This window comes from Sinorhizobium meliloti (assembly GCF_017876815.1).
GTDB classification, from domain to species: domain Bacteria; phylum Pseudomonadota; class Alphaproteobacteria; order Rhizobiales; family Rhizobiaceae; genus Sinorhizobium; species Sinorhizobium meliloti.
The window spans coordinates 106,241-120,565 of sequence record NZ_JAGIOS010000002.1 but is presented as its reverse complement, the minus strand read 5'-3'; the positions used below and the strand labels follow the sequence as shown (position 1 = coordinate 120,565).

General features: G+C 61.7%; 17 protein-coding genes. 3 read left to right on the top strand and 14 right to left on the bottom strand.

Annotated elements, in window-relative coordinates; all coding sequences use genetic code 11:
* Nucleotide 1: 1 nt before the first annotated feature.
* Nucleotides 2-664, bottom strand: coding sequence for a 2Fe-2S iron-sulfur cluster-binding protein (locus tag JOH52_RS19495; protein ID WP_014527178.1), 663 nt, complete (start codon nt 662-664; stop codon nt 2-4).
* Nucleotides 665-790: 126 nt separating this feature from the next.
* Complete coding sequence (locus tag JOH52_RS19490) at nt 791-1,675, bottom strand: helix-turn-helix domain-containing protein (RefSeq protein ID WP_017268518.1); 885 nt, start codon at nt 1,673-1,675, stop codon at nt 791-793.
* Between the two features lie 311 nt (nt 1,676-1,986).
* Here JOH52_RS19490 and JOH52_RS19485 point away from each other — a divergent pair, with 311 nt between their 5' ends.
* Nucleotides 1,987-3,066 carry an AI-2E family transporter gene (locus JOH52_RS19485; RefSeq protein ID WP_013850670.1) on the top strand — a complete coding sequence of 360 codons (1,080 nt, stop codon included), beginning with the start codon at nt 1,987-1,989 and terminating at the stop codon, nt 3,064-3,066.
* 94 nt (nt 3,067-3,160) lie between these two features.
* Here JOH52_RS19485 and JOH52_RS19480 read toward each other — a convergent pair whose 3' ends face one another.
* From JOH52_RS19480 to JOH52_RS19460, 5 genes are all read right to left on the bottom strand, one after another.
* Complete coding sequence (locus JOH52_RS19480) at nt 3,161-3,904, bottom strand: DUF1236 domain-containing protein (protein ID WP_017268517.1); 744 nt, start codon at nt 3,902-3,904, stop codon at nt 3,161-3,163.
* Nucleotides 3,905-4,052: 148 nt separating this feature from the next.
* Nucleotides 4,053-4,412, bottom strand: a complete 360-nt coding sequence (locus JOH52_RS19475; protein ID WP_013850672.1) for a hypothetical protein — start codon at nt 4,410-4,412, stop codon at nt 4,053-4,055.
* A 54-nt stretch (nt 4,413-4,466) separates the two neighbouring features.
* Complete coding sequence (locus tag JOH52_RS19470) at nt 4,467-4,964, bottom strand: BON domain-containing protein (protein ID WP_010975756.1); 498 nt, start codon at nt 4,962-4,964, stop codon at nt 4,467-4,469.
* Nucleotides 4,965-5,283: 319 nt separating this feature from the next.
* Nucleotides 5,284-5,571: a DUF2934 domain-containing protein gene (locus tag JOH52_RS19465; protein ID WP_014527181.1), complete on the bottom strand. Its 288-nt coding sequence runs from the start codon at nt 5,569-5,571 to the stop codon at nt 5,284-5,286.
* A 218-nt stretch (nt 5,572-5,789) separates the two neighbouring features.
* A complete protein-coding gene (locus JOH52_RS19460; protein ID WP_003528984.1) occupies nt 5,790-5,999 on the bottom strand; it encodes a CsbD family protein in 210 nt (69 codons plus the stop codon).
* 242 nt (nt 6,000-6,241) lie between these two features.
* Here JOH52_RS19460 and JOH52_RS19455 point away from each other — a divergent pair, with 242 nt between their 5' ends.
* A complete protein-coding gene (locus JOH52_RS19455; protein ID WP_127672122.1) occupies nt 6,242-6,385 on the top strand; it encodes a hypothetical protein in 144 nt (47 codons plus the stop codon).
* 59 nt (nt 6,386-6,444) lie between these two features.
* Complete coding sequence (locus JOH52_RS19450; RefSeq protein WP_014527182.1) at nt 6,445-7,263, top strand: SIR2 family NAD-dependent protein deacylase; 819 nt, start codon at nt 6,445-6,447, stop codon at nt 7,261-7,263.
* Between the two features lie 45 nt (nt 7,264-7,308).
* Here the strand turns inward: JOH52_RS19450 and rfbD are convergent, their stop codons facing one another.
* From rfbD to JOH52_RS19415, 7 genes are all read right to left on the bottom strand, one after another.
* Nucleotides 7,309-8,211 (bottom strand): dTDP-4-dehydrorhamnose reductase, encoded by a 903-nt coding sequence (gene rfbD / locus JOH52_RS19445; protein WP_014527183.1) that lies wholly within the window; start codon nt 8,209-8,211, stop codon nt 7,309-7,311.
* A complete protein-coding gene (gene rfbB, locus JOH52_RS19440) occupies nt 8,208-9,278 on the bottom strand; it encodes a dTDP-glucose 4,6-dehydratase (RefSeq protein WP_015243052.1) in 1,071 nt (356 codons plus the stop codon). Before rfbB ends, rfbD begins: the two co-directional genes overlap by 4 nt.
* 11 nt (nt 9,279-9,289) lie before the next feature.
* Nucleotides 9,290-9,853 (bottom strand): dTDP-4-dehydrorhamnose 3,5-epimerase, encoded by a 564-nt coding sequence (gene rfbC / locus JOH52_RS19435; protein WP_013850675.1) that lies wholly within the window; start codon nt 9,851-9,853, stop codon nt 9,290-9,292.
* Nucleotides 9,846-10,727 (bottom strand): glucose-1-phosphate thymidylyltransferase RfbA, encoded by an 882-nt coding sequence (rfbA, locus tag JOH52_RS19430; RefSeq protein ID WP_010975749.1) that lies wholly within the window; start codon nt 10,725-10,727, stop codon nt 9,846-9,848. The genes rfbC and rfbA overlap by 8 nt, the downstream gene beginning before the upstream one ends.
* A gap of 22 nt (nt 10,728-10,749) precedes the next feature.
* On the bottom strand, nt 10,750-11,841 hold the full coding sequence (locus JOH52_RS19425; protein ID WP_017272131.1) for a hypothetical protein: 1,092 nt from the start codon (nt 11,839-11,841) through the stop codon (nt 10,750-10,752).
* A gap of 67 nt (nt 11,842-11,908) precedes the next feature.
* Nucleotides 11,909-13,081 (bottom strand): polysaccharide pyruvyl transferase family protein, encoded by a 1,173-nt coding sequence (locus JOH52_RS19420; RefSeq protein ID WP_017272132.1) that lies wholly within the window; start codon nt 13,079-13,081, stop codon nt 11,909-11,911.
* A gap of 42 nt (nt 13,082-13,123) precedes the next feature.
* Complete coding sequence (locus JOH52_RS19415; RefSeq protein WP_010975746.1) at nt 13,124-14,302, bottom strand: polysaccharide pyruvyl transferase family protein; 1,179 nt, start codon at nt 14,300-14,302, stop codon at nt 13,124-13,126.
* Between the last annotated feature and the right edge of the window lie 23 nt (nt 14,303-14,325).

The following is a 14,325-nucleotide window of genomic DNA, read 5'->3' as shown; positions in this document are numbered from 1 at the left end:
TTCATGACCTCTCTGCCGCATCGCGAATGGCGGCTACGATGTTGGGGTAAGCGGCGCAACGGCAGATATTGCCGCTCATGCGCTCGCGGATTTCGGCCTCGGTGAGATTGGTCGGAGCGGCCGCAACATCCGCGCTTGCGTGGCTTGGCCAACCTTCCCTGACCTCCCGCAGCATTCCGACTGCGGAGCAAATCTGTCCGGGTGTGCAATAGCCGCACTGAAAGCCGTCGTGTTCGATAAATGCCGCTTGCATCGGGTGAAGTTCGTCCTCACCTGCAAGCCCCTCGATCGTGGTGATCTCATCCCCTTCATGCATCGCGGCGAGCGTCAGACAGGCATTGATCCGGCGTCCGTTCACCAGAACGGTGCAGGCTCCGCATTGACCATGGTCGCAACCCTTTTTCGAACCGGTGAGAACGAGATGGTTGCGCAAGGTGTCGAGCAGCGTGGTCCGCGGATCCAGTTCCACGGCGATGTTATTGGAATTGATGTTGAGCAGCACCGGCAGCGTGGGCGTCGGGGTTTCCGGCGGTGCGGCAACGGCAGCACCGGTTGCAGCGGCACGCCCGACAGGCAGGCCGGCGATGAGGAGCAGCGTCGTGGCTGCACCGCCCTCGAGCACGGCTCTTCGCGTCGGTCCAATGTCCTTTTGCGTTTCGTCCATGAGTCATCTCCGGATTCGACTGCGAGGTGGCTGCACGCCGCCTGGAACACACCGAGCAGCGCGCATCGACACGACGCAACATGGCCGCCCGCGCCTGCCGTTTCTTTCAGGAAATCGGCGGGATTATCAGGATTCCGGAATAACTTTTGACCGATAAGCGTGCGGGGTGACGCCTCGCAGGCGCTTGAATGTCGTGGTGAAGTGGCTCTGGCTCGAGAAGCCGCAGGCCAATGCGATCGCGCTCAGCGTAGTGTCGGTCTCGCACAGGAGCGCCTCCGAGCGCCGGATGCGTTCCTCGAGCACATAGGCGTAAGGTGCGAAGCCAGTCGTGACTTTGAAGCGACGCGCAAAAGAATCCGAGGCAACACCGGCGACATCGGCCAAATCGCCGAGGGAAATGTCGCCATCCAAATGTGCGTCGACATAATCACGGACCCGTTTGACGACGCGGCTGCCAAGGGAGCCATGGCGGGGAGCCGGGACGGGCTCATCAGCGAAGCCACGTATCCGCAAAGTGACGAGTGCAATCAGATGATCCACATAGGCCGAATCGGGGATATGGCCGTTGGATATCTCGCTACTCAGCGATTTCAACAGCGCGCTGATCACAGTGTCGCTCTTGTTTATCAGCACCGGTAAATCCTTCAGGTGTTCACTGGCGGGAGAGATAGACCGGGGATCGATCCACAGGGCGGAATAGGTAAGATCGACGTCGCGATAGGCACCGAGTCGTTCCACCCCCGCGGGCACGAACGTTATCGCACCGGATCGGTCCCGCCCCTCATAAACCATCTTCCCATCGGATCGGATGGAGGTCTGCGATGTGGCGCCTTCCTCCGTCAGAACGAGTACGTGATGCGGCGCCGTCCAGCGAAGTTCGGCTTCCCGGCATGTCCACCGCCGACGATCAAAAACGACCGAGGAACCGGCCCAAGAAGCTGTCGTGGGCTGCGCCGGCTGCTCTCCGGCAGTCCGAATTCGCCCACTACCGAAAAGCGGCCTGAAAGACATATCTATCTTCCTTTGTTCCACCGAACCAAAAACGCGCCGGCGCCCATGCGCCATCGCCATGCCCCAAGGGTCCCACTTTCTCGCCCGCACGAACTGTCCAGCATCCACGCCGATTGCGCTACCAAACCATGTTCAAAGTGTTGTGTAGTGGCTCCCACCAGCCAAGACCAACGGGCACTGCCGGGGCAATTCCTCGCATGATGCGCCCGTTTACATCAGGCTGTCGCAACGTCTTTCGGTTGAGATGCGTTATCTTTTGACAAGTCCGTCCCACTGGACCCAAACTGCCGCAAACGGGCGAAGAAAACGCGATGACGAAGAGTGTTTCCGTAGGTGAGGAAAAGCATGCTCCAGACCGCCTACTGACGCCGCGGCGTTCGCGAACATTGGCAATCCTTGTCGCTCTCGTCGTGGGATTGGTCGTCTGCTATTTCCTCGCCGTGCCCTTCCTCCCCGCGCTCACATGGGCGCTCGTGCTCACTGTGATGTTCCGGCCGCTGCATCGTCGGATCGAAAAACGGCTCCGCTACCCGGAAGCCGCGGCCGCGGCGACCGTGGCGATCGCCGCCTTCGTCGTGGCTGTTCCGCTCACCTTCATGGCGGAACGATTGGTGAACGAAGCTGCCAAAGGGGCACAGATCGTCGAGGAAGCGGTGAGGTCGGGCACCTGGCGCGATGCGCTCGCCAATTATCCACGCCTTGCGCCGGTCGTCGTCTGGATCGAAACGCAGCTTGATCTTGCCGGAATCGCTGGTAGTGCGACCAGTTGGCTGACCAACTTCAGCGCCTCATTTGTACGTGGTTCCGTTGCCCAGATCGTCGACGCCATCCTGACATTCTATTTTCTGTTCTATTTTCTGCGCGACGGCCAGCAAGCACTGGGCGCGCTGAAGGAATATTCCCCTCTCAGCTCGCAGGAGATGAACCGGCTGTTCACGCGGGTAAACGAAACGGTGCAGGCCGTCGTCTTCGGCACGGTGGCCGTTGCTGCCGTACAGGGCGCGATGGGCGGCCTGATGTTCTGGTTGCTCGGTCTGCCGGCGCCTGTGGTCTGGGGTCTCGCCATGGGCTTGCTCGCCGTCGTGCCGGTGCTCGGCGCCTTTATCGTCTGGCTTCCGGCCGCGCTGTCGCTGGCCCTGGGGGGCGAGTGGGGAAAGGCGCTCATACTCGTCGCCTGGGGTGCCGGAGTGGTTGCGACCATCGACAATCTTCTCTACCCCATTTTCGTGGGAGACCGCCTGAAGCTCCACACGCTGACGGCCTTCATGAGCATGATCGGAGGGATAATCGTATTCGGGTCGGCGGGGCTGGTGATCGGTCCGGTAGCCTTCACGGTAACGCTGCTGCTCCTGGATATCTGGCGCCGGCATAATTCGAATCCCGAGGCCTGAGCGCTGCGGATAAATCGAAGCCCACAGCACACGACCGCCGGACAAAAAAAGGTCCGCCTGGAGAACCAGGCGGCCCCTTTCATGAGGCAAGCAGTCAGGCGAGGATCACCACGATCTCCAGCGACGACGGTTCCACGATGACGATCCTGCCATCGGCGAGGACGAAGAACAGGTAGCCTTCGTATCTTGGGACGATCTTCACGATGCGGGTCGGCAGCGGCCTCAGCTTGACCTTGACGGTCTCCGGCACTGCCACTCCGACGGATACATCGAAGTCGACGTCGATTGGCTCGACGTTTTCTTCCTTGATGACCTGCGTGATTTCGGTTTTCTGCTCTACCGTCACGTCGACATTTCCGGAGGAACCGGAGGTCTGACCCTGCTCGGTCGACTGGGACTCGCCTTGAGCGGGCTGCTCGGTTTCGCCCTGCGCGGGCTGCTGCTCGGAGTCCTGCTGCTCGGTCTGCGTGTCGGTCCCCTTCTCCTGGGTTTGCGAGCCGCCTTGATCCTGCTGCGTCCCGGTTTCGCCTTGCTGGTCCTGCTGCTGGTCAGGCTGCTTCTGTTGATCTTGCTGATCCTGCTGCTGGCCGGTACCTTGATCCGCCGGTTGCTGCTGATCGGTGGGCTGCTGCTGGTCCTGGCCCGTCTGCCCGTCCTGTGTCGCACCCCCTTGAGCATCAGGCTGCTGATCCTGTTGCGCGCCGCCTTGCGGACATTCCGTGCCCGCCGGGCATTCGGTGGACTGGCCCTGTGCCGGCTGTTCCGTCTGCGCAAAGACCGGGGTGGACGCAACCCCGAGACTTAAAGCGAGCGCACTCTTGATAAGGATACCCTTCATCGGATGTTCTCCATTCGAACGTCCCTTCAGGTAGCCAACTGCGGATTGACAGGATTGTTCCCTGGCAACCCGCCTGTGCAGAGCTAGAGCGTTTCAGTTTTCACTGAAACGCTCTAGGACGGAAAACCGCTACACAGTTGGAAGTAATCTAAACCTGGATGCCGCCCGCCCCGGCCCCACCGGAACGGACCGGTCCTTCGAACAGTCCCAAATCGTCGCGGCTGAATGCGGCAAGCGTCCATGCGGCAGGATCGGCTGCGCCTCGCGGGTGATAAACCAGCCTGTCCGGACCTTCGATCCGGCGCATCGCCTCATGGTCGATCACGCCGGATCGTGCCGCTTCAGCCGCACGTTCACGGTCACCTTCGAACGCGTCGTCGACGAGTTCGTGCGTGAGCATAATCCCTTTGCGGGGGAGACCACGGCTGTCCTCCCGGGTCAACATGACCACGGCGACGCCGAGTTCTTCGGCCACTTCCTGCTCGACCAATACCTCGAACACTGACATTGGACCCTCCATCGATGTCCCGGCGGCGGCGCCGCAACCGCAAAGGCGTCCTCGCTACCCGTCGTCGGGGATGTGCGAATCGACGCCAAGGGTTTGAAGATTGTTGCGAACCTCCAGGACCCCGGGCACTGCCTCCACAGCTGCCGCGAGCCGGCGCGCCATCGCCAAGGTTTCGACAGCACCCTCCAGGGTCACGACGCCTCTATCGGCGCGCACGTCGATGCTGTTTGCCTCGGCTTCATCGCTTTGGCCAAGCAGATCCGTGATCACCGCTTCGAGTTCGTCGCTGTCGATGCGGTCCGGCGGCAGAGGACGACCATTGTCCGCGGGATTTTCCTCAAGACCGTCCGCGCCGGCCTCATCCACGATGAAGCCCTTTCCGCGGTCCTCATCGAAATTCGCGCCGGTAGCGCCATAGCTTCTGTTTTCGGGGCTGCGCGAGGTACTGCCGCTACCGTCCGAGTAGGGCCATCCTTCGCGAAGATCGCGCTCCTCATAGTCGCGATAGTCCTCGTCGCGCGAGAGCGCCTTTTCCTTACGGGGCACTTTCATTGCGATCTCCTTTCATTCTGCAGAGGTCAAACAAAACCGGCTGGCTTTTGTTCAATCCGGTTTGCGGTAATAGGACCCAAGGGCGGGTGCGATCACTGGGTAACCAAACCCGGTTCCGGTTGTTCCGCCCCGGCCAAAGGTCAGACGCCACGGCAGGGTCGACCATGATGGCACGGTCGACCTGGACAACCATTGCGAAGGAGAGCTGAAACTCGATCTGATTGGGTTACGTGGCAGCAGGCGCCGATGCAGGGCCGTCCGGGGCAGACAGGCTTAGGGCCCGGCCTCATTCCCCGGATGCGCCGAAGCCTGCTCTTCTCTATAGCTTCTTCGCCGTACCCCGCCGCGGGCCTGCGCCGCGGGGCGGAGCCTTGGCCTTCTCGGGCCCTTCGTTTCCGATGCTCCCGACGCCCCTGGCGGGTCCGCCGCCGGGCTGCGTCCCACCGGGCTGCAGGTCCGAGGCAAGACCGGAATGACCCCCCGCGTCGATTTGCCGAGCGGCTTCGTGCCAGTACCGCTCATGGTCTCCGTCACGTCTTCCGTCATTTTCCCACAGCTCATAGGCGCGTGTACGAATGCGGTTGTCCCGTTCATTCTCGGTGGTCATGGGCTGGGCCTCCTGAGCGAAACGCAGGTTAGTGCCGGCCTACCGGCTTCGGACTCCAGTCGCGAGCATAGGCGCATAGCTCCGGCGGCGGAAGCCAAGATCGACTATCCGCTGTTTGTCGGGCAAATATCTTCGCCTTCCATCAAGGGGAACAATCGCTGGGCGGAAAATCGATCGATCGAGGCCCGCGAGGCGGGTCTCGATCGGCGTTTCGCTGATCACCAATTCCAGGTCTGGCGGCCGTACCAATCGTCTATGTCGCGCCTTACACGGTCCTTCTCGATTCCGTAACGCTCCTGGATCTTTCCTTCGAGCTGCTCGCGGCTGCCGGAGATCTGGTCTAGGTCATCGTCGGTGAGCTTGCCCCACTGCTCCTTGACCTTCCCTTTGACCTGCTTCCAGTTACCTTCCACGCGATTCCAGTCCATGAGTAGTCCTCCTGGTTCAATTGCATTGAAGTTGGAACTCATGAGAACGCATTTGGTTCATCGAGCCGGCGGCGATCGTGCTTTTCCGGGAAGCCGGCCGTCGGACGTGACGTTACAGACACAAAGTTGTGTTACCCAGGGAACTCGACCTTGAGGGGCTTCTCTGCTTCTATCGCACGAGGGCTGTTTCCAATCTATCCAGGGCGGGGCGGAAGATGGTTTACGATCAGGATAAGAAGCGCATGCGTCGCCGTCACGTGCTTCGGTTTTTCGCAGCGCTCGCTCTGCCCGCCCTCCTGCTCGGCTCCGCCATCGCGGCCGTGGAATGGGCTGCGCCCGATCCGCCCGCCCGTGCCGACGCCCAGAAGGCGGCAGCCAGACAGTAAAGGCGCAGAAGGGAACATCTACCCGCCTCGTGTGTTGAGCGCTCCGAACAGGAGCGACCATGAAGAAACACACCAAGGAGATCGTTTCGGCGCTGGAGCGCCGGCACGCGGTCCTGTTTGTCGGGGCTGGCGTGTCGATGAGCGTCGGATTGCCGTCGTGGAAAACGCTGGTCGATCACATTCTGAGCGAGCTGCGCCTGGACGATTCCGTCATGCACGATCCCGACATCTCCTATCAGACGATCGCCGAATGCTATCGCCTGCAACACGGGGACATCACCTCGCTGTGCGAATGGATGCGGCAAAACTGGCGCGTCTCGCCGGAGCGCATCGAACGTTCGGAACTGCATCGGTTGATCGTCGAGCTCGACTTTCCGGTGATCTACACGACCAACTACGACAGCAATCTGGAAATCGCCTACGAGGTCTACGGCAAGCGCTATGCAAAGATCAGCCACGTGCGCGACATCGCCTCCGCGCCCGCAGGCGTCACGCGAATCATCAAGTATCACGGCGACTTCGACGATGAAGACACGCTCATCCTGACCGAAACCGACTATTTCAACCGGCTGTCCTTCGACTCTCCGCTGGACGTCCGCTTTCGCAGCGACGCACTCGAGGCGACCGTGCTGTTCATCGGCTACAGCATGTCGGACCTGAACATCCGCCTGCTTCTCCACCGCATCTGGAGCACCTGGCGGAGATCCGGACACGAAAAGGACCGGCCTCCTTCCTACGTCTTCATGTACCGGCCGAATCCCGTGCAGGAAGCGGTGCTCAGAAACTGGGGCGTAACCGTTCTCGCCGGCGAAGGCGCGGATCCGCAGCAGGCGCTTCTCGCTTTCATCCAAGGTCTTCGCGCCGAACTCGCCGGCTAGGGCGGGATGAGGAAAGTGCGCGCGGCTTTCCGTCCGCGTCCCGCTCTAACTGGTTTCACTCGAAATGCTCTCGACAAGCCGCCTCACGGTTCGCTCCACGGAACCCTGCCAGGCAGGCATGGCCTGGCCGAAGGTCGCGTTGAATTTGGCGCTCGACAGCGACGAGTTTGCAGGGCGGCTTGCAGGTGTCGGAAACCCACCCGTCGCGATGTCCCGAACATGCGCCCAGGGACCGCCTGCGGCACGGCTCGCCGCAAGAGCATGCCGCGCGAAATCGGCCCGGCTTACGACGCCCGAGCCAGCGAGGTGGTAGAGGCCAAAAGCGGCGTCCTGACGGGATTTCGTGAGCCGCGCGGAAATATCGAGGATCGCGTCCGCAAGGTCGATCGCCGATGACGGATTTCCCCGTTGATCCGCAACGACGGCGATATCTTCGCGCTCCTCTGCGAGCCGCAGGACGGTCTTGACGAAATTCTTCCCGAAGGGGCTGTAGACCCAGCCCGTGCGCAGGATGAGATGGCGGGGAGTTGCCTCGGCAACCGCGCTTTCTCCGGCAAGCTTGGAAGCGCCGTAGACGCTAAGCGGAGCCGGTGTGTCGCCCTCTGCATAGCTCCCCGGTTTGCTCCCGTCGAAGACATAATCCGTCGAAATATGGACGATGGGCACTTCGAGGCAGGCGGCCGCCTCAGCGACCGCGCCAGCCCCGAACGCGTTGACCGCGAAAGCCGCCTCCGGCTCGCTTTCGGCCTGGTCGACGGCCGTGTAAGCTGCCGCCGAGACGACGAGGTCCGGCCGGCATCGCTCGATCGCCGGCAGGATCGTTGCCGGCTCTGTGAGATCGAGGTGCGGCCGCCCGATCGTAACGACCTCCATTCCCGACCGCCTATGAGACCGTTCCACGAGGCCGAGGGCCAATTGGCCCTCGCAGCCGGTCACGGCAATTCTCACGCAACGCTCCGATGCTGCCCGCCGATGCGGGCGCCGGAATAGCGCTCGCGCCGGATCGGCTCCCACCACCACCTGTTTGCGAGAAACCAGTCGACAGTCTCGCTCAACCCGCCCTCGAAGCTCCGCTTCGGCCTCCAGCCAAGCTCACGCTCGGCCTTCGAGGGATCGATCGCATAGCGGCGGTCGTGGCCGGGCCGGTCGGGGACAAGAGTGATGAGGTCCCGATAGCTGTCACCGCCCTTTCGCGGCAACCGGACGTCGAGCAGATCGCAGATGCATTCCATGACCGACAGATTGTTGCGCTCGGCACGGGCGCCTATATTGTAGCTCTCCCCTGGCCTGCCCCGGCTGACGACCAGTTCCAGCGCAGTCGCATGATCGGCGACATGGAGCCAATCGCGGACATTCGCTCCCGAGCCGTAGAGCGGCAACGGCTTCTCCTCTATGGCATTGATGATCGTCAGGGGGATCAGCTTCTCGGGAAAATGGAACGGGCCGTAATTGTTGGAGCAGTTCGAGACCACCACCGGAAGACCATAGGTGTGGTACCACGCACGAGCGAAGTGATCCGCCGCTGCTTTAGAAGCCGCGTAAGGGGACGAGGGTGCGTAGCGAGTCTCCTCGGAAAAAATCCCGCGGTTGAACGGAAGGTCGCCGAAAACTTCGTCGGTCGAGACATGGTGAAACCGGAAGCGCCCCCGCTCCTCGGTGCCGAGCCCCGACCAGTAGGCCAGTGCGGCGTTAAGCAACCGCACCGTGCCGAGGACATTGGTCTCCATAAATGGGTCGGGGCTCTCGATCGAGCGGTCGACATGGCTCTCGGCAGCAAGATGCATGATCGCATCGATCCCCTCCCGGCGCATGATCTGGAGCAGAACCTGTTCGTCGCGGATATCGGCCCGGTAGAAAGCATAGTGCGGATCGCTTTCCACCGCCCGTAACGACGCAAGGCTGCCGGCATAGGTCAGCTTGTCGACATTGACGACGCGCTCGGCCCCGTTTCGGATCAGGTGCCGGCAAACCGCCGATCCAATGAAACCCGCGCCACCCGTTACCAAAACTCGCATGGTTTCTCCCCTCACGCGGTGAACTCGAAAAGAATGGATTCGTGGAGCAGTGGTGCGTTCCTGTCCTTCGCGGACAGTTGCAGACGGTCGGTAGCGGCAGGCCAGCCTATGCCGATCTCAGGATCGTCGTAGCGGATGGACCGCTCATGCTCAGCGCTGTAATGCTCGCTTACCTTGTAGAGAACTTCCGTTTCCGGCTCGAGCGTCACGAGGCCGTGGGCGAAGCCGACAGGCACCAGAATCTGGTTCCATTTCTCCGCCGAGAGTTCGAGAGCGACCCATTTCGCGAAGGTCGGCGAACCCTTGCGAATGTCGACCACGACATCGAACACCCTGCCTCGAACAACGCGAACGAGCTTCGCCTGCGCCTTGGGCGGAAGCTGATAGTGCAGGCCGCGCAGCGTGCCCGCAGCCGCGGAATAGGAATGGTTGTCCTGTACGAAGATCGCCGCGACGCCGTGGGCGGCGAGGGTCTCCGCATTGTAGGTCTCCGAAAAGAAGCCGCGCTCGTCGCCGAGTCTGCGCGGAACGATTTCCAGAACCCCGTCGAGGCCCAGGGACCTGACTTCAAGCATCCGAGAGCTCCCTGACCCGTCGCCGAAGATAGATCGCATAGTCGTTTTTACCGAGCAGGTCGGCACGCTGAAGCACCTGATCCGCCGAAACGTAGCCGAGCTCTAAGGCGATCTCTTCCGGGCACATGATCTTGACGCCCTGCCGGTGCTCGATCGTGCGCACGAAGGAAGCGGCATCGTGCAGGCTGTCGTGCGTGCCCGTATCGAGCCAGGCATACCCCCGCCCGAGGCGGCAGACGTGAAGGTCGCCGCGCTCCAGATAGGCCCGGTTGACATCGGTGATTTCCAGTTCGCCCCGTGCTGAAGGTTTTATTGAAGAAGCGATCTCAAGCACGCTGTTTTCATAGAAATAAAGACCGGTCACCGCCCAGCTCGATCTCGCCAGCTCAGGTTTCTCCTCGATCGTCTCGGCCCGCCCGGTCTCTCCATCGAAACTGACGACGCCGTAGCGCTCGGGATCGTCCACACGATAGGCGAAGATCGTGGCACCGCTCGGCCGGGCCGCTGCATCGCTGCAAAGCTCGGGCAGGCCGGCGCCGTAGAAAATATTGTCTCCGAGGATAAGCGCCACGGAGCTGTTGCCGATGAAATCCCGGCCGATGATGAAGGCCTCGGCGAGCCCGTTCGGCTCCGGCTGCTCGGCATAGGAGATCGCGAGGCCGAACTGGCTGCCGTCCCCAAGCAACTCCTCGAACAGCGGCCGGTCCCGGGGCATGGTGATCACCAGTATCTCGCGAATACCGGCCAGCATCAGCATGCCGAGTGGGTAATAGATCATCGGCTTGTCATGGACGGGGAGCAGTTGCTTCGAAACCGAGATTGTAACCGGGTAGAGCCTGGTTCCCCGGCCGCCCGCAAGGATGATGCCCTTCATGCGCCCACTCCGGTCGAGGTCATCATCGTGCTTGCGCTCCTGCACCGTCGCCCGGTCCGATCGCCGCGGCGCCGGCGGGACTGAGCTTGCCGCAGCGCCAGAGGCTATAGGAAGGCTCTGTGTCCCAGTCGTAATAGTAGGCAGCGGTCAATCGGCCTGCGTCGATCAGTTCGCCGAAGGTCGCGCGCATGACGCGGATCGCCTCTCCTCGCGATCGATCGTCCACCGGGCAGGAGCGCGCCTTGTTTGCGATCCCCCATTCCGTGACCCAGCAGGACTTGCCGGTTGCCGCGGTCCGGCAGAAGTCGAGAAGGCTTCTGACCCGCGCTGAAATGGCGGGCGCGGCTTTCCTTCCGGGGTAAATGTGGATGCCATAGGCATCGACCAGACTGTCGATGCCGCGTTGACGAAGGAGGGCGACGAATTCGCCGGGATCGAGCCGTTCCATCCCGCGCCTGTCGGCTTCTGCCGCGCTCATATCCGAGAGACCGGCGGAAATGATGGCTGCGTCGCGGCTGTGCACGGTGTTGCGCAGCTCCGATCGGCTGATCTCCAGCGCCTTGACGTAGTTGTCGAGGCCGCGTTCAAACCTTGCCCGCTCCCGTAGCTCGGCGATGCTGCGCGGTGTCCGGGCGCCCGGCTTAGGATAGACGGCAAGATCGCCGTTGTAGCCGGCATAGTTGATTTCGTTTCCCGGCTCGACCGCTACAAGACGAACGCCGAGGGCATCGATACGCTGAAGCGCTTGCTGCAATTCCTTGCGATACCGGGCGAGATCCAAGTCCGACAGTCGATAGACATCCCAGATGCGGCCATGGCCCGTTCTCGGTCCTACGCTCTGGGGATAGTAACTTTTGTTTCCCAGCTGGATCTCGAGAAGGATCCGCAGACCCAGCCGGTGGGCGATTGCCAGCGCCTCTATACTCTTGTCCACCGGACGCGAAAGCGAAAGGCGGACATCCGTCGCGCCGCTGGCGGCGATGTCCGTCAGAATTCTCTCCTGGTCGCCCCGGGACAGCCAGGCGAGATTCATCCGATTGACCCCAATGCGAGCCGCCGAAGCTTCATCGGCATGCGCGGGTGCGGAAAGCGTCAGCAAAGCGCCAAGGAGCAATGCTCCCGCTCTTCGTTTCGCCGAAGTTCCGGGCCGCAAACCGCTTCGAACTTTCCCCGGAATTGCTCTAGAGCCCGACATGCGCCAGAGCATTGCGGAAGTTGGTCTCACAGGCCGAGTACCGGTCGATGACAGCCTGCGCATCGATCTTGGAGAGGAAGCTGGCAAGATAGGCCTTCCTGTCCTGCTCCCGGTTCCAGACTGCCGCCTCCATGTAGGGGAAGCCGATGAATTCCAGCATTTCCCGCATGCGATCGTCGACCGCGATCATGAGCGACGGCACGCCCGCCTGCATGCCGATGATGCAGCCGTGAAAACGGCGGCCGAAGCAGAGATCGCGCGCGGAGACCCAGCTTCGCCATTGATTGGTGTCGAAGAACACCAGGAGCTCGTGTTTGCGCTGCCATTTCTCCGAATGCTTGTAGGCGGTCTGGCCGGTGATGCGCCCGCTAGCGCGGTCGTAGACGGGCAAGTCGTCGTCCACGGGAAGGGAGAGATTGTAGGCGACTACCTCATCCTGGATGACGTAGCTCGCGACGCTGTCCGGTTTCAGCAGCGCGTGGGCGTCGACGATCGTGTCGGCCACGCTTCCGAGATAGCCTCCGAAGGCGATCTTCTGAGAGGAAGCGAGCTCCGGATTGGCGAGCGCGGCGAGCGAACGCTTCATCTCGGCCGGCGCGAAGAAGAGCGAGGGGCAACCCGTCGGCTTCACGAACTTCATGCCCTGTTCCCTCAGGAACTCGGCCGTGAAATAACCGCGCGTGAGGAAGAAGCTCTCTTTGTTCCTAAGCACCTCCAGGAACTTGAGCGTGCCGGCAGGCAGGTTTTCCTTGAGCCCTTCCCTCCGCTGGATACCGATCCCCATGATCACCACCGGCATCTTCAGTTTCTCGAAGACTTCCGCCTCGAGATCCGCCGAGTAGCCCGGGCGCAGGAGGTTGGCCGAAGCGAAGACGCAGATGTCGAATTCCTCGTTGAGGCTTTCATAAGCCTCGTCGGAGTTCCTGCTGTTGACGAGATGCCAGAAGGGCAAATAGGTGACGTCATGCCCGCGAAGAGCATGGGCCGCGCCCTCGCCGATCAGATAATTGCCGGTATTGGCGATCTTCTTGACCTGCTCGATCAGTTCCTTCTTGGTTCTGACCTCGTCGAAATAGGGCCTGTGCCGAACCTCCGCGCCGGACACGCCCGAGACGGTTCGCTGCAGATAGGACGGGATTCCCGTAAGCAAGATACGCATCGATTACACCTGAGATTAGAGCCTGCAAACGCTCGCGGAGATTTATTGCCCGATCCCGATCTCCCGGAGCGCCGAGCGGAACGTGCGCTCGCGATCGGAATACCTGTCGACCAGTTCGGACGCATTGAGCCCGGCCAGGTGGTCGGCGACGAATTCGGCGCGGTTTTCCGCCTTGTCGACCTCGACTGCGTCGATCGCCGGCAGGCCCGTGTAACCGAGCATCTCGCGCATCCGGTCGTCCACTGCCACCATCAGGCTCGGCACGGCCGCCTGCATCGCGATGATCGAGCCGTGAAAACGCCGGCCGAAATTGAAATCCATGGAAGACGCCCACGCACGCCACTGGTTCGTATCGAAGAAGGTCCGCACGTCGAAGGGCGTTTTCAGTCTTTCGGTGCCCGGATAGCTCAGTTCGCCGAGCATCGTGCCGGAGGCGGAGTCGTAGACGCGGCCGTCGCCGTTCGCTTCGACGTTCATGTCGAAATGGAGGAACTCGTCCTGGATGACGTATTGGGGACGCGAACCCTCGGGCGCCAGCGCCGCGGCGTCGACGATGCAATCGTGGTTGGCACCCAGATAGCCGGAGAAGATGGTCCGCGCCTTGCCGACCGGTACATTGGGCAGCTTCTTCAGCGAGGTGCGCATGTTGTGCGGCATCAGATAGATCGAAGGGCAGCCCGTCGGCTGCACATAGGAGAAGCCTTGGTCCTTGAGGAAGCCGGCGGTCTCGAACCCGCGCGTCAGGAAATAGTGCTCACGCTCCTTGAGAACGTCCAGAAGCCGCTTCGTGCCCTCCGGCAGGCTGTTTTCAAGGTCTCGGCGGTTCTGCAGGCCGATGCCGAGCATGACGATCGGCATCTTGAGCTTGCCCAGCACTTCCGCTTCGGCATCCGCAGACAGGCCCTTGCGCAGAAGGTTCGCGCAGGTGAAGACGCAGATGTCGAAATTGGCGTTGAACTCGTCGAGCCCGACGCCGTTCTGGCTGCAATTATAGAGGTGCCAGAACGGGACCTGCTTCGCATGGGGGGCAATCGCGCGCAGCGCCCCCTCGCCGATCAGGTAATTTCCCGTATTGCTGATATTGCGAAGCTCCTGGAGAAACTCCTCCTTCGTCTCGGGCTGTTTCTGTCGCTCCGAATAGGAGACGGATAATCCCTGGGCGCCGTTGGCGAGGCGCGTGTAATGACCAGGAATTCCCGTCACGAGGATCCGTGGACGCATGCAATCGACCCTTCTTCTTGAAA

Bases quoted from the DNA above. Each gene is read 5' to 3' on its own strand.
- JOH52_RS19455 (WP_127672122.1), top strand. From the start codon at position 6,242: ATGCGTCGCCGTCACGTGCTTCGGTTTTTCGCAGCGCTCGCTCTGCCC.
- JOH52_RS19475 (WP_013850672.1), bottom strand. From the start codon at position 4,412: ATGTCAGTGTTCGAGGTATTGGTCGAGCAGGAAGTGGCCGAAGAACTC.
- JOH52_RS19495 (WP_014527178.1), bottom strand. From the start codon at position 664: ATGGACGAAACGCAAAAGGACATTGGACCGACGCGAAGAGCCGTGCTC.
- JOH52_RS19490 (WP_017268518.1), bottom strand. From the start codon at position 1,675: ATGTCTTTCAGGCCGCTTTTCGGTAGTGGGCGAATTCGGACTGCCGGA.
- rfbA (WP_010975749.1), bottom strand. From the start codon at position 10,727: ATGAAGGGCATCATCCTTGCGGGCGGCCGGGGAACCAGGCTCTACCCG.
- rfbB (WP_015243052.1), bottom strand. From the start codon at position 9,278: ATGCGAGTTTTGGTAACGGGTGGCGCGGGTTTCATTGGATCGGCGGTT.
- JOH52_RS19415 (WP_010975746.1), bottom strand. From the start codon at position 14,302: ATGCGTCCACGGATCCTCGTGACGGGAATTCCTGGTCATTACACGCGC.
- JOH52_RS19480 (WP_017268517.1), bottom strand. From the start codon at position 3,904: ATGAAGGGTATCCTTATCAAGAGTGCGCTCGCTTTAAGTCTCGGGGTT.
- JOH52_RS19420 (WP_017272132.1), bottom strand. From the start codon at position 13,081: ATGCGTATCTTGCTTACGGGAATCCCGTCCTATCTGCAGCGAACCGTC.
- JOH52_RS19465 (WP_014527181.1), bottom strand. From the start codon at position 5,571: ATGACCACCGAGAATGAACGGGACAACCGCATTCGTACACGCGCCTAT.
- JOH52_RS19485 (WP_013850670.1), top strand. From the start codon at position 1,987: ATGACGAAGAGTGTTTCCGTAGGTGAGGAAAAGCATGCTCCAGACCGC.
- JOH52_RS19470 (WP_010975756.1), bottom strand. From the start codon at position 4,964: ATGAAAGTGCCCCGTAAGGAAAAGGCGCTCTCGCGCGACGAGGACTAT.
- rfbC (WP_013850675.1), bottom strand. From the start codon at position 9,853: ATGCTTGAAGTCAGGTCCCTGGGCCTCGACGGGGTTCTGGAAATCGTT.
- JOH52_RS19460 (WP_003528984.1), bottom strand. From the start codon at position 5,999: ATGGACTGGAATCGCGTGGAAGGTAACTGGAAGCAGGTCAAAGGGAAG.
- JOH52_RS19450 (WP_014527182.1), top strand. From the start codon at position 6,445: ATGAAGAAACACACCAAGGAGATCGTTTCGGCGCTGGAGCGCCGGCAC.